General features: G+C 68.6%; 12 protein-coding genes. 1 reads left to right on the forward strand and 11 read right to left on the reverse strand.

Annotated elements, in window-relative coordinates; all coding sequences use genetic code 11:
• Nucleotides 1-2: 2 nt before the first annotated feature.
• Nucleotides 3-1,502, forward strand: a complete 1,500-nt coding sequence (locus BJP62_RS08655; protein ID WP_070528986.1) for a hypothetical protein — start codon at nt 3-5, stop codon at nt 1,500-1,502.
• Here BJP62_RS08655 and BJP62_RS08660 read toward each other — a convergent pair.
• The 11 genes from BJP62_RS08660 to BJP62_RS08710 all read right to left on the reverse strand — a co-directional run bounded on the left by BJP62_RS08660 (nt 1,499) and on the right by BJP62_RS08710 (nt 13,869).
• Nucleotides 1,499-2,425 (reverse strand): tyrosine recombinase XerC, encoded by a 927-nt coding sequence (locus tag BJP62_RS08660; RefSeq protein ID WP_083300797.1) that lies wholly within the window; start codon nt 2,423-2,425, stop codon nt 1,499-1,501. The two genes, BJP62_RS08655 and BJP62_RS08660, sit on opposite strands and share 4 nt — an antisense overlap.
• Nucleotides 2,406-3,077, reverse strand: coding sequence for a DUF484 family protein (locus tag BJP62_RS08665; protein WP_070528989.1), 672 nt, complete (start codon nt 3,075-3,077; stop codon nt 2,406-2,408). The genes BJP62_RS08660 and BJP62_RS08665 overlap by 20 nt, the downstream gene beginning before the upstream one ends.
• 137 nt (nt 3,078-3,214) lie before the next feature.
• Entirely contained in the window at nt 3,215-4,048 is an 834-nt protein-coding gene (gene dapF, locus BJP62_RS08670; protein WP_070528990.1) for a diaminopimelate epimerase, read from the reverse strand.
• An 18-nt stretch (nt 4,049-4,066) separates the two neighbouring features.
• Nucleotides 4,067-4,480: a CoA-binding protein gene (locus BJP62_RS08675; RefSeq protein ID WP_070528993.1), complete on the reverse strand. Its 414-nt coding sequence runs from the start codon at nt 4,478-4,480 to the stop codon at nt 4,067-4,069.
• The gene (locus BJP62_RS08680) at nt 4,461-6,899 is read right to left on the reverse strand and encodes a bifunctional diguanylate cyclase/phosphodiesterase (RefSeq protein WP_070528996.1); all 2,439 of its coding nucleotides are present in this window, start codon (nt 6,897-6,899) and stop codon (nt 4,461-4,463) included. The genes BJP62_RS08675 and BJP62_RS08680 overlap by 20 nt, the downstream gene beginning before the upstream one ends.
• Nucleotides 6,900-6,934: 35 nt before the next feature.
• Nucleotides 6,935-8,284, reverse strand: a complete 1,350-nt coding sequence (gene argA / locus BJP62_RS08685) for an amino-acid N-acetyltransferase (protein WP_236943683.1) — start codon at nt 8,282-8,284, stop codon at nt 6,935-6,937.
• A 188-nt stretch (nt 8,285-8,472) separates the two neighbouring features.
• Nucleotides 8,473-9,942 (reverse strand): undecaprenyl-phosphate galactose phosphotransferase WbaP, encoded by a 1,470-nt coding sequence (gene wbaP / locus BJP62_RS08690; protein WP_070528997.1) that lies wholly within the window; start codon nt 9,940-9,942, stop codon nt 8,473-8,475.
• Entirely contained in the window at nt 9,935-11,014 is a 1,080-nt protein-coding gene (locus tag BJP62_RS08695) for a glycosyltransferase (RefSeq protein WP_070528999.1), read from the reverse strand. The genes wbaP and BJP62_RS08695 overlap by 8 nt, the downstream gene beginning before the upstream one ends.
• Nucleotides 11,011-11,817 (reverse strand): glycosyltransferase, encoded by an 807-nt coding sequence (locus BJP62_RS08700; RefSeq protein WP_070529001.1) that lies wholly within the window; start codon nt 11,815-11,817, stop codon nt 11,011-11,013. Before BJP62_RS08700 ends, BJP62_RS08695 begins: the two co-directional genes overlap by 4 nt.
• A 130-nt stretch (nt 11,818-11,947) precedes the next feature.
• Complete coding sequence (locus BJP62_RS08705; protein WP_083300798.1) at nt 11,948-12,778, reverse strand: glycosyltransferase; 831 nt, start codon at nt 12,776-12,778, stop codon at nt 11,948-11,950.
• Nucleotides 12,775-13,869 (reverse strand): glycosyltransferase, encoded by a 1,095-nt coding sequence (locus tag BJP62_RS08710; protein ID WP_083300799.1) that lies wholly within the window; start codon nt 13,867-13,869, stop codon nt 12,775-12,777. Before BJP62_RS08710 ends, BJP62_RS08705 begins: the two co-directional genes overlap by 4 nt.
• Nucleotide 13,870 lies beyond the last annotated feature (1 nt).

The raw sequence follows: 13,870 nt of genomic DNA on the forward strand, positions 1-13,870 counted from the left end.
CCATGCTGACGCTCGCCCTCCCCGACTTCGACCCCCGCCTCGACGCCATCGTCGAGCGCAACCCGGCCAGCCTTCGCGACTGGCTGATCCGCTTGCCGATGTCGCAGGTGCTCGACGCCGGCCGGCAGGTGCTCGACGCGCTCGCCAGCTGCAACCGCGTCCGGATCGCGCCGGACGAGCGCTATGCGCTGCTCGAACAGTACCGGACGACGCTCGACCTGCTCGCCGGCGGCTTCGAGACGCTGTACCGCGTGCCGGGGCTGCCGCTCGGCGAACGCGCCCGGCAGGCGGCGCAACTGGCCCGCACGCTGTGGCAGGAGCTCGCGCTCGGCTACAAGCGCACGCTGATCGACCGGCTGGAAAAACGCAGCCTGTTCGGCGGCAACCGCACCGCCGTGCTGGCGATCCAGCAGGCGCTGCATGCGCACTACCGGCTGCTGCTGCTGTGCAGCCGCATCCATATGTCGGTGCCGGGCGGTTTCTGGCTCGAGACACACCGGCTGTTCCGCTACGCGGGCGAGAACAAGCTGCTCGACGACGGCAGGGACGAAGGCATGCCGGCCGGCAACCTCAGCTACAAGCGCATGCTGCTGCTGACACTGGCCGACCCGCTGCGCTACGCGCAGGACGAGCTCGACAAGGTGATCGAGCTGGTCGAAAGCTACGCGCCGCTGATCCACTTCCAGTCGCCGTCCAAACTCGCCGCCGCCGCCGGCTTCTTCCTGATCCGGCTCGACCGCGACGAGCCGCCGCGCTACGTCGGCGCACGCAACACCGACGGCGTCGGCAACGCCGCGCTGCTGGTCGACACGATCGAGCTCGGCAAGAAGCTGCACCGCGCGCTGCACGCGCTCGAAGCCAAGGCGCCGCTGGCGCACGACCGCGCCAAGGTCAGGATGTGGATGGAGCTGCTGCGCCGCGTCAACCGGCAGTGGAGCATTGCGCCAAAACGGCTGTTCCAGCGCATCCAGACCGATGCGCGGATCGAGCTCTGCCTCGGCCTGGCCGCCAGCGTGCACAGCACCGGTGCCGGCTGGGCCGGTGCAGCCGAACCGCCACGGAGCCAGTGGCAGGTGATCAACGAGAGCCCCGGCGGCTACGCGGTGCGCGGCGACGCCACCCTGGCGCCGGAACTGGCGCGCCCCGGCGAAATCGTCGCGCTGCGGGTACTCGGCGACGCGCAGTGGATGGTCGCGTCGGTACGCTGGCTGCAGCAGCACGACGACGGCCGCGTCGACATGGGGCTGCAGGTGATGAGTGCGCAGCCGACGCCAGCCATGGTCCGCGCCGCCGGCCCGCACGACGCCGCGGCGCTGCCGGCGCTGCTGATTCCCGAAATCGCCGTACTCAAGCAGGCCGCGCAGCTCGCCGCATCGAAAGGCACGTACGCGCCGCTGCGCGAGCTTGCCGTCGATACGCCGGACGGCACGCTTCGGCTGCGCGCGACCAAGCTGGTCGAGCAGCAGATGGGCTACGACCTGTTCGAGTACCAGCCGGGCTAGGACCCGTCTTCGTCGTCCTCGGCGCGGCGCGCGCGCGGGTGCGCCAGCTTGTAGCTTTCCTGCAGGTGGACGAAATCGAGGTGGGTATAGACCTGCGTCGTCGTCAGGTTGGCGTGGCCGAGGAATTCCTGCACCGCGCGCAGGTCGTGGCTGCCCTGCAGCAGGTGGCTGGCGACGCTGTGGCGCAGCTTGTGCGGATAGAGCCGTTCGGTCAGGCCGAGCTTCAACTGCCAGTGGCGCAGCCGGTATTCGACCGCGCGCGTCGTCATCGCCGTGCCGCGGGCGCTGACGAACAGCGTCTCGACACCGGCGGCGGCCAGTTGCGGCCTGAGCAGCAGCCAGCGACGGATTGCCTCGATCGCGACCGCACCGACCGGCACCTCGCGGATCTTGCCGCCCTTGCCGAACACGCGGACGAAGCCGGCGACGTAGTCGATCGCGTTCATGGGCAGCGATGCCAGCTCGGCCACGCGCAGCCCCGACGAGTACAGCAGCTCGACGATCGCCCGGTCGCGGCAGTCGAGCGGCGCCGCGTCGTCGATGCCGTCGATCAGCGTGTTGACCTCGCCGGCATCGAACGCCGCCGGCAGCGGCTTGCCGGCCTTGGGCGCGCGCACCGTTGCGAACGGATTGGCCGGCCAGCCGCGGTCGCGCATCATCACCCGGTAGAACGTCCGCCACGCCGACAGCATCCGCGCGATGCTGCGGCTGGACAGCTGCCGGCTGACGAGAATGCGGACGAAACCGCGCCCGGCCTTGGCATTCAGCGTGCGCAGGTCGGACTCGCCGGCGAGTTCGCCGAGCACGGCAAGGTCGCGCCGGTAGGCCGAGCGCGTCAGCGTACCGGCGGCCTCGGCGGCCAGCGCGGTATCGAAATGGTCGAAGTCGCCTTGGTGCCGCGACTCAGGCGCCGGCTTCGACATTCAGCGGTGCATGCCGGACCAGTGCGGCGGCGGCCAGCTCGGCCAGGCGGCCGAGGTAGAGCGTCCCCATGTCCGGGTAAAAACGGCCGGCATCGTCGCTCGCCAGCGCCATCACGCCGATGGTCCGCCCGTCCGCCCGCAACGCGAACAGCCCGAACGACGCCAGCCCGGCACCGCGCTCGCCGAACCACGCCCGCACCTCGTCGCTCAGATGCGCACCGCAATACGGCGACACCAGTTGCTCGGACAAGTGCTGCGCCGCCTCGCCGGCCGGCGCCAGCTCGGGCAGCTCGTCGTCGGCAGCGATGCCCCACAAGCGCAGCGCCACGTCGGCCAGGCCGAATTCGTCGGCAAGCGAAGCCCGCAGCGCACCGATCGTGTCGGCAAGCGTGCCAGCCTGCAGCAGCGCCAGCGTCAGCCGGTGCAGCCGCTCGCTTGTGACGTCGTTCTCCTCGCCGAACTGCAGCAGCGCGCCCATGCGCGACTCGAGCTTGCGCGTCCGGTCGCGCAGCGTTTCCAGCTGCCGTTCCGCCAGCGACACGGCCTGGCCGTGGTGGTGGTGCGGCACGTAGATTTGCGCGATTTCGTCGGCAAATTCATCGAAAAACGCCGGATTGACCTGCAGCCAGGCGACGATCTCGTGCGGTTGCATCGGAAGTCCTCGTATCGGTAAGCGGTTAAGAGCGGCGTATGCCCCGAGGGCACTTCCTGTCGGGCGCAATGTAACGGTACTGGCAAGGCGAAATGCGGGCAGCACGCGAGCGCAACGCCACCAGCAGGATAGCGGTTCTAAAGGTTGATCACGCCGTCGAACACGGTCACGGCCGGGCCGGTCATCAGCACCGGCCGGCCCTCACCGGCCCATGCAATCGTCAGGTCGCCGCCGCGCGTATGCACCAGCACGCGCGTGTCGAGCAGGCCGCGACGGATGCCGGCGACGACCGCCGCGCACGCGCCGGTGCCGCAGGCCAGCGTCTCGCCGGCGCCGCGTTCGTGGACGCGCAGCGCGATCTCGTCGCGGGCAAGCACCTGCATGAAGCCGGCGTTGACGCGGGCCGGAAAGCGCGGATGGTTCTCGATCGCGGCGCCGAGCCGCTCGACCGCACCGCCGTTGACGTCGTCGACAAGCTGCACCGCGTGCGGATTGCCCATCGACACGACGGTGACGTCGACGATTTCGCCGGCAACCTCGAGCGTGTGGATCACCGCGTCAGCATCGGCTTCAAACGGTATCTCGGCCGGACTGAAGCGCGGCGCGCCCATGTCGACGGTGACGTCGCCACCGGCTTCGAGCCGCGGGTAGATCACGCCGCGCGCGGTTTCGACGGCGATCTCGCGCTTGTCGGTCAGCCCCTGGTCGACGACGAAGCGGGCAAAGCAGCGCGCGCCGTTGCCGCACTGCTCTACCTCGCTGCCGTCGGCGTTGAAGATCCGGTAGCAAAAATCGATGCCGGGCTGCGTCGGCGCCTCGACCAGCAAGAGCTGGTCGAAACCGACGCCGAAGTGGCGATCGCCGAGCCGGCGCAGCGTTGCGGCGTCGAGGTCGACGTTCTGGCGCACGCCGTCGACCACGACGAAGTCGTTGCCGAGACCCTGCATTTTGGTGAAGCGGAGTTGCGTCATGGTATCTCTGGGGTGGATTCAGCCGAGCAGCCGGGCGTGCTCGACCATCAGGCAGCGGTCCATCACGACGAACAGCCCGGCGTCGCGTGCGCGCGCAGCTGCCTCTTCGTTGATGATACCCGACTGGATCCATACGCCGCGCGCGCCGTTGGCGATCGCCGCGTCGACGACGGCGCCGACTTCCTCGGCGCGGCGGAACACGTCGACGAGGTCGACGCTGCCGGGCACGTCGGCCAGCGTCGGGTAGGCGGTTTCGCCGAGCACGTCGTTGACGCCGGGCCGTACCGGCACGATGGTGAACCCTTCGGCCTGCAGGTAGTACGAGACCCGAAAGCTCGGCCGGTCCTGCTTCGGCGACAGGCCGACAACGGCGATGCGCCTGACGCCGGCGAGAAAGCTGCGGACTTCGTCGTCATTCGGATTGCGGAACATCATCGTTCTCCTTGCTGCGCTCGAGGCCGCGCCACAGCCCCGGATGCTCGCGGTTGGGCAGGTCGAGGTAATAGCCCTGCACCAGGTCGACGCCCATTTCGAGCAGCATCCGGTAAATGGTTTCGTTCTCGACGAACTCGGCGATCGTCGTCTTGCCCATGTCGTGCGCCATCGCGACCATTCCGCGCACGAACACCTGGCTGTCGGCATCGCCCGGCAGGTCGCGGATGAACAGCCCGTCGATCTTCAGGATATCGGCCTTGAGCTGCTTCAGGTAGGCGAACGACGCGAAGCCGTTGCCGAAATCGTCGAGACAGACGGTGCAGCCGGTCGCACGCAGCGCGTCGATGAAGCGTTGCGCCTCGCCGAGGTCGGACACCGCAGCGGTTTCGGTCAGTTCGACCAGCAGCCGGGTCGGATCGACGCAGTGCAGGCGCAGCAGCCGGCCGATGAATTCGGGGAGTTCGGGCTCGTCGAACGAGCGGCCGGAGACGTTGATCGCGATCGACGGCATGCCCGGCCGGGCGGCGAGCAGCTCGATCGTGCGCTTGATCACCCAGCGGTCGATGTCGACGATCTTGCCGGTCTTCTCGGCGTGCGGGATGAAGGCGCCGGGCATGATCAGCGTGCCATCGGCATCCCGCATCCGCACCAGCGCCTCGAGGTGCACGAGATCGCGCCCGCGGGTCCGGTAGATGCCCTGGAAGTGCAATTCGAAGCCGTCGTTCTCGAGCGCGCTGATGATGCGCTCCTTCCACGACAGCCGGCTGAACGCGGTGCGCGCCGGGTCGGATTCGGCGCGGTACGAGCGCCACGTCGACTTGCCGGCCGCCTTGGCCTGGTACATCGCCGCGTCGGCATGGACGACGAGTTCGGCGGCGCTGGCCGCGTGCTGCGGGTAGATCGCGACGCCGATCGACATCGACGGCCGCAGCACGTGGCTGCCGACGGTGAACTGGATCTGCCCGACCCGGCCGACCAGCCGGCCGGCGAGCTTGCCGACCTCGTACTCGGTGCAGTCGGGCAGCAGCACGGCAAACTCGTCGCCGCCGAGCCGCGCCAGCACCTCGTGCCGCCGGACCTGGGTGCCGACCTCGCGGGCGATCAGTTTCAGCAGTTCATCGCCGGCGGCATGGCCGAAGGTGTCGTTGACGTACTTGAACTCGTCGAGGTCGAAGAACAGCAGCGCCGTCGTGCCGCGACGGCGCTCGGCGTCGGCGACCATGCGCTCGAGCTCTTCCTGGAAGCGGTGGCGGTTGTAGAGGCCGGTCAGCGCATCGCGCTCGGCGAGGTTGACCATCCGTTCGGCTAGTTGCCTGGCCTGGGTGACGTCCTCGTACAGCCACATCCAGCCGCCGATGCTGCCGTCGCGCTCGGCAACGCGGTGGCATTGCTGGGTGATGATGCGGCCGTCGCGCATCGTCAGCTCGCCGAGGTCGCCGTGGTGCAGCTCGGGCCGGATGCCGTAGCGGGCGACCGGATCGACCTGTGGCGGGCGATTGGCGGCCTGCAGCAAAACCTCGCCGACCGGCCGGCCTGTCAGCCCGTCGTCGGCGATCCCCCACAGTGCGCCGAACGCCGGGTTGTGGAAGACGACGCGGTTGTCGTTGTCGACGAACAGCACGCCGAAGCGCATCGCCGACAGCAGCGCCGTCAGTCGCGCACGCTCGGTGTCGGCCAGCGCCAGGTTCGCTTCACCGCGCTGCCGTGCGTCGGCCAGCTCGTGCAGGCGGTCGCGAATCGCCTCGCCCATGTCGTTGAAGCGCTGCGTCAGCAGCGCGAATTCAGTACTGCCCGGCGGCGCCTGCAGCGGCACGAAGTGATGGGGATCGGCCGCGCTGTCGATCAGCCGGTTCAGCGCCCGCGTCAGCCATATGGTCAGCCAGGCCATCAACGCCAGCGTGCTCACCAGCCCCAGCGCGAGAATCAGGCCGTTCTGCACGCTCAGCGCGCCGATCGACAGGGCCCAGGGGCGCGTTGATACCCCGAATCGCAGCTCGCCGAGTGTTTGCGTACCGAGGTAGATCCGCGCCGATGCATGCACCCGATCGCCCAGCGGGTGCGCCCGGTCGAGCCGGTCGACGGCCGGCAGCGGCTGCGCGACCGGCCAGCCCCGCGCCGCGATCGGCGTGCCGTCGCTTCGCTGCAGCACCAGATAGTCGATGCCGTCGACCGACTGCAGCGCATCGAGCAAGGCGACGGCATCGCCCGGGTTGCGCGCCAGCGCCGGCGCCAGCGACGCGTTGAACAGCTGCGACAGCGCGTTGATGCGGATGTCGAGCGTCTGCCGCATCGTGTCGTGCCAGATCCGCGAGGTGTTGGCGATCACCAGCGCCAGCACGACGAGCTGGATACAGAGGCAGGCGAGCAACACCCGACCACGCAGGGTGCGCAGATAAGCCGGAACGGAGAGCCGCATTGTTTTCCTGAGAACCGAAACGCCCGGGCCGGCCCTCAACCCTTGAGCGACTTGATGAATACCTTCGAGCGGCGCTGGTAATTGTAAAGCCGCATCTTCTCGATCGGTAAATCGTCGATCGACGCCTGTGCAAATCCGCGTTCGACGAACCAGTGGCTGGTGCGCGTGGTCAGCGCGAACAGCCGCGTCATGCCGAGCGAGCGCGCGCGCTGCTCGACGTGGTGCAGCAGCTGTTCGCCGCGATCCTCGTCGCGGTAGTCCGGGTGGATCACCAGGCAGGCCATTTCGGCCATCCGGCTGTCGGCGAATGGGTGGATCGCGACGCAGCCGATGATCTTGCCGTCGTGCTCGAGCACCGAATAGCGGTGGATCTCGCGCTCGATCAGCTCGCGGCCGCGGAACACCAGCACGCCGGCGTCCTCGAGCGGCTCGATCAGCAGCAGCATGCCGCCGACGTCGTCGATCGTCGCCTCGCGCAGCGTTTCCAGCGACTCGCGCGACACCATGGTGCCGACGCCGTCGTGGGTGAACAGCTCCATCAGCAGCGCGCCGTCGAGCGAATGGTTGATCAGGTGCGCCCGCTTGACGCCACGCCGGACCGCGCGTGCCGCGCACGGCAGGTAGAGCCGGATGTCCTCGTTGGCCTCGGGATGCGCGGCGAGGAACTGGTCGGCCTCGAGCGCGGTCAGCTCGTGCAGCAGTTCGCCGTCGACATCGACGACGCCGTCGTGGCCGAACAGGAACAGCAGCTTGTCGGCCTTGAGCGCGACCGCCGCGCTGGTCGCGACGTCCTCGAGCGTCAGGTTGAAGATCTCGCCGGTCGGCGAGTAGCCGAGCGTCGACAGCAGCACCAGCTCGCCGTCGTCGAGCCGGTAGTTGAGCGCGGTGGTGTCGACCTTGCGGACCTCGCCGGTGTACTGCAGGTCGACGCCGTCGCGCACGCCCATCGGCTGCGCGGTGATGAAGTTGCCGGCCGAGACGCGGATGTCGGCATTGGCCATCGGCGAATTGGCCATCGCCATCGACAGCATCGACTCGATCTCGACGCGGACCTGGCCGATCGCCTGCATCGCGCATTCGAGCGTCACGCTGTCGGTGACGCGCACGCCCTTGTGGTAGTCGAGCGCCAGCCCCTTTTCCTGCACCCGCGCGTCGATCTGCGGCCGCGCACCGTGGACGACGACCAGCCTCACGCCGAGGCTGGCGAGCAGGTTGATGTCGTAGGTCAGCGTCGAGAACCGCCCGTCGCGGACGACCTCGCCGCCGAGCGCGATCACGAAGGTGCGGCCGCGGAATGCGTGGATGTACGGTGCCGCCTGGCGACACCATTGCACGAAGGCGGGGGTATCCATGCGCTCGAAAGTCTCCTTGTTGGGATCAGGCATGTTGCAATCAATTGCATGAAGCTGGCGTAGCAGGCGAACGAGCCGAAGCAGTTTGTTCACGCCCGAAGCACAGGAACCTTCATCACCATGGCGTCCATGAGGACGACCCGAAGGTAGCCCCCTTGCGGGGTTCCGAGCATCGGACGGGGACAAAATGCGATGGCGTAGCCGCCTAATGCGCTAGCTTCTCAATAGGCGCCGCGGCCGGTCGCCACCGTCTTGATCGTCTTGCAGATGATCGCGACGTCATACCACAGGTTCCAGTTCTTTACATACCACGCATCGAGCGACACGCGCTCGGCGTAGGTCGTGTCGTTGCGGCCCGAGACCTGCCACAGCCCGGTCAGCCCCGGACGCGCCTCGAGGTAGAAATCGACCTTGTCGCCGTAGCGCTCGAGCTCGGCCTCGATCACCGGCCGCGGCCCGACGAGGCTCATCTCGCCCTTGATCACGTTCCACAGCTGCGGAATCTCGTCGAGGCTGGTCTTGCGGAGAAAGCCGCCGATCGGGGTGATGCGCGGATCGTTCTTCAACTTGAAATCCAGTTCCCACTCGGCCCGCGCCTCGGCGCTGGTCGCCAGCAGCCTGTCGAGCACTTCCTGGCTGTTGTGCACCATGGTGCGGAATTTCCAGCACTTGAACGGCACGCCGTTCATGCCGATCCGCACGTGGCCGAAGAACACCGCGCCGGGACCGCCCTGGCGCTTGATCTGGATCGCCGCGTACGCGAACAGCGGCGACAGCAGCAAGAGGCCGACCGACGCGCCGACGAGGTCGAACGCGCGCTTGAGCAGCATCAGCGGCCAGACCATCAGGTTGTTGCTGACGCGCAGCAGCAGCACTTCGTGGCTGAAGAAGTGGTGCGGCACGACGCCGAACAGCGGCAGCCCCGCCACCGGCGGAATGATGTGCAGATGCTTGTAGCGCAGGCTCAGCTGTTCGATCGGCCCTTCGAGCGCGCGCAGCTCGTCGGTGTCGACGGCGATCGCCACGTGCGGCCTGCCCTCCTGCTCGAGCCACGGAATCAGGTCGGCCGCGTCGAGCTTGACCACGCGCAGCACGTGACGCTCGTCGATGGCGATCTCGTCGGGTGCATCGCAGTCGACCGACACCAGCGCCTTGACACGGAAGCCGAGCTGCTTCTCGCTCATCATCGCCCGGAACGCCTCGACCGCATTGCGGCCGGCGCCGATGATCACCGTCGGCAGTTGCCAGACGCCGCGCTTGAGCAGCCATGCACGCATCAGCGCCCGGAACCACGGCAGCAGCACCAGCGCCAGCCCCCACGACACCGGCCAGAGGAAGCGCGAGACGGTGAACTTGCCGAGCAGCACCAGCATGCCGTTGAGCAGCGCCGCGAGCAGCAGCCAGCGGCAGGTTTCGAGCAGCTCGTCCCAGAACGGCAGGCGCAGGCTGTAATGGCCGCGCCACCAGAAGTTGGCGACCGACAGGCAGGCGAGCAGCAGGAAGGCCACGCCCTGCTGCTGGCCCTCCCAGGTCCACCACAGCGACAGGCCGCTGCCGATCCGGTGGTAGCGGAACACGTACAGCAGGCCGATCGCGACGGCGAAGCCGATCGCGAGCGCGGCAAAGTCGGCGAGGGCGAGCCAGGGCTTGGCGCGTTCGGGCTGTCGGTGCTTGTCGATGCGATCAACCATGGGCGGGAATTCCGTAAACGTCGTAGAGCGTGTTCATCATCGTATCGAGCGAATAGTGGGCGGCGACGAAGCTGCGCGCACGCGCGCCCATCGTGCGCCGCCCGGGCGCGTCGGCAATCAGCGGCGCAAGCCGCTCGGCAAAGCCGGCGGCATCGCCGACCAGATAACCGTTGTCGCCGTTGCGCACCAGGTCGCGGTTGCCGACGACATCGGTCGCGACCACCGGCAGGCCGGCGGCCATCGCCTCGATCACCGCGACCGGCAGACCTTCCCAGCGGCTGGTCTGGATATAGATGTCGAGCGTCGAGAGCGCCTCGAGCGCCTGTGCGCGCGGCAGCCAGCCGAGCACGGCGACGCCGGCGGCCTTGAGCGCCGCTTCGCCGCCCGCCTCGCCGCCGCCGATCCAGACGAACTCGACGCCGCGTTGTCCAAGCCGCGCGGCGACCTCGGCAAACAGCTCGGGGTTGCGTGCCAGCGCGACCCGGCCGACGGTGCCGATGCGCACGACGCCGTCGTTGCCGGCAGCCGGCGGAATCGCCGCGACATCGACGGCGTTCTCGACGACCGCAACGCGCGGTGTCAGGTGGCGGCGGATCTCGCCGGCCTCCGAATGCGAGCAGGCGATCGCCGTCACCGAGGTATGCGCGAGCAGCTTTTCCAGCGTCAGGAACACGGTGTTCTTCAGCCGCCCCTCGGCACGCTGCAGAAAGGACAGCCCGTGCGGCGAAAAGAAATAGCGCGGCCCGCGCACGAAGAGGCTGGCGATCCGGCCCAGTGCGCCGGCCTTGCTCGAATGCAGGTGGACGACGTCGGGCGCCAGCTCGCGCAGCCAGCGTGCCAGCGCCCTGCCGGCGCGCCAGTCGTTGACCGGGTGGATGGAGCGCTGCATCGGCAGCCGGATGAAGCGGACGCGCGCGTCGAACAGCGCCGGCCAGTTGTCCGGCGTTTCCTCGCGCACGCTGTGGATCACCGTCACCGCATGGCCATCCTGCGCCTGGCGGCTGGCAAACGCGCACACCATGGACAGCGTGCCGCCGCCGAACGACTCGACCACGTGGACGATGCGGCTCATGCGCGGCCTCCGCGCAGCCTGCGCTTGATGCCGGCGATCAGCCCGGCCGGCGCGAGCAGCAGCGCATGGGTGCGCGCGATCCCCTTCAGCGCCGCGAGGCTGCCGTCCGAATGGCGGCGCTGCACCAGCAGCCGGCTCTTGAGCTGCCTGCCGCGCTTGGCGTGGGAAATGCTGCCCGGATCGAGCTCGTAGCGGATCAGCACGTCGGGCAGGTTGGCGGTCCGGAACCGCGCGACGAACTGCCAGAACAGCGCGTAGTCCTCGGCGGCCGGGGTATCGAGCGGATACAGCCCGGTCTCGGCCAGCGCGGCGACGCGATACATCACCGCCGGATGGATGAAGGCCGAGTTGGCGCGCATCGTCCGGACGATCTCGGCGTGCGCCGACGGGTGGCGCATCACGTACAGCGGCTTGCCGTCCATGTCGACGAACTCGGCGGCACCGCCCAGCAACATCACCTCGGGATGGGCATCGAGATAGGCCGTCTGCCGCGCAAAGCGGTCCGGCACGTTCAGGTCGCCGCAATCGAGCCGTGCGACGAGCTCATAGCCGCGCGCACGGATCCATTCGAGTCCGGCGTTCAGCGCGTGCTCGATGCCGCGGTTCTGCGGCAGGTTCAGAAAGCGCAGCGTGCCCTGCGCCTTGAGCGCGGCGCGGCACGCCGCCTCGTCGATGCGCGCGCGCGTGCTGCCGTCGTCGACGACGAGCACGTCGCATGCCTCCAAGGCGCCGATCGACGCCAGCGAGGCGGCCAGCGCCTGCGGGTTGTTGTAATGCGGGATCAGGCAGATCAGCCGGTTCATACGGTATCCCGCGCGTAGCGAGAAGCCCGAGCACAAGGCGTCCCGGAGCGAGTGAGGAGATCGTACGCACGGTACGACAAGGAAGGAGCGAGGACACGACGCGGTGATCGGGCTTCGCAGTAGCGCTTGTTCATGACCAGTTCTTGCGCCCAATGATGCGTTTGATTGTACGGGCTGCGGCTAAAGGGAGAATGAGCGAAGTCATGGCCTTGGCCATTTTCGCTGCCGAGCGCGGCGTCCAGTCGAAATGCCGCCACAGGAGCCTGAGCCGCGCCGCCTGCTGCACCCGCCGCTTGCTCATCGAAATGCCGGCGTCGTTGTACTCGCTTCTGGTCAGCACCTCGCCGAGGTTGGCGGTGCGGTAGCGTGCGACGAAGCGCCAGAAGTAGGCGAAATCCTCGGCGGCATGGCAATCGGTCGGGTACAGGCCGATCTCGCGCACCGCGCTCGTGCGGAACATCACCGTCGGGTGCGTGAAGGCATTGTCGTCGTGCATCTGCAACACGATGGCCTCGTGCGTCTGCGGCTGGTGCACGGTGAAGCGGTCGCCGGTGGCGTCGAAGAACGTCACCGCGCTGCCGAGCAGCATCACGTCGGGATGCGCGTCGAGGTAGGCGGCCTGCGTGGCGAAACGCCCGGGCATGGCCAGATCGTCGCAATCGAGCCGGGCGGCGAACGCGTAGCCGGCATCGACGATATGCTGCAGCCCGGTGTTGAGCGCGTGCTCGATGCCGCGGTTCTGCGGCAGGTAGAGGAAGACCACGTCGCCGCGCGCCCCGAACGCCATCCGGCACGCCGCTTCGTCGATCGTCGCGCGGGTGCTGCCGTCGTCGACGACGACCGCATCGACCGCCTCGGTGACGCCGACCGAACCCAGCGACGCGAGCAGGCCGAGCGGGTTGTTGTAGTGCGGAATCAGCAGCGCGATCCGGTTCATCGCGGGCTTCACCGAAGGGTTCATTGGCGTTCTTCCAGAAGTTGCAGCCAGCGCGCGCCGAGCGCGTCGGGGCTGTAGACGTCGGCGCGCTGCCGCAGCCACGCGGCCAGCTCGGCGTGCCGCGGCGTTTGCGCAACGATCAGCGCGGCCAGCGCCTCGCCGGTCGGCCCGGTGGTGACGAAATCGGCCTCGCGCTCGGCAAACAGCTCGTAAACGCCACCGGCCCGCGTCGATACCACCGGCAGGCCGGCCTGCATCGCTTCGAGCACGACCAGCGGGCAGCCCTCGAACAGCGACGTCAGCAGCAGCCAGTCGGCGCCCGCCAGATACGGGCCGACATCGTCCTGCCGCCCGGCGATGATCAGCCGGCCGGCAAGACCGCGCCGCGCCGCTTCGTCCTCGAGCCAGGGCAGCAGCGGGCCGTCGCCGACGACGGTCAGCATCGCCGGATGGCCGAGCCTGTCGAGCGCCGCCAGCGCGTCCAGCCACAGCGCCGGCTGTTTTTCCTCGGCGACACGGCCGACGAACAGCAGCCGGGCCGGCACGTGCGGCGACCCCGCCGGCCGCGGCGGCTGTGCTTCGACGAAATTGGCGATCACCCGCCACGCTCCCCCCTGCCCCGGCCTTGCATCGCGTCCGAGCCATCTCGCCATCGAGTCGCGTGCATGCGCCGACACGAAGACCAGTTCGGCCAGCCTGCGATAGATGAACTGGCAGGCACGACGGTGGACCGGGTTCATCCGCGCACGTGCGTCGACGTCGGACAGCGGCCCGTGAACCCAGCCGAGCACACGTTTGGACAGGCCCCGCGTCGCCGCCCAGCTGATGTACAGCGGCATCAGGAAGGTTGCGGCGATCACCGTATCGTGCCGTTTCGCCAGACCGCGCAGCGCGCGCCAGCCGGCGAGCCAGGTCCACGGCTTTTTCGGATGCCAGACGCCGGACAGGTCGACGATGTCCAGTGTTGCGGTGCGCTCGCCCCAGAGATTGCGGTTGCCGCCCATCATCGCCACGGTCACGGCAACTCCGCGCGCGGCGAGCCAGGCGCCGACGAGCACGACGCAGCGCTCGACCCCGCCAAGGCCCAGATCGCGGACGACCAGAAGCAATCTCATA

The organism is Jeongeupia sp. USM3 (assembly GCF_001808185.1).
Classification (GTDB): Bacteria; Pseudomonadota; Gammaproteobacteria; order Burkholderiales; family Chitinibacteraceae; genus Jeongeupia.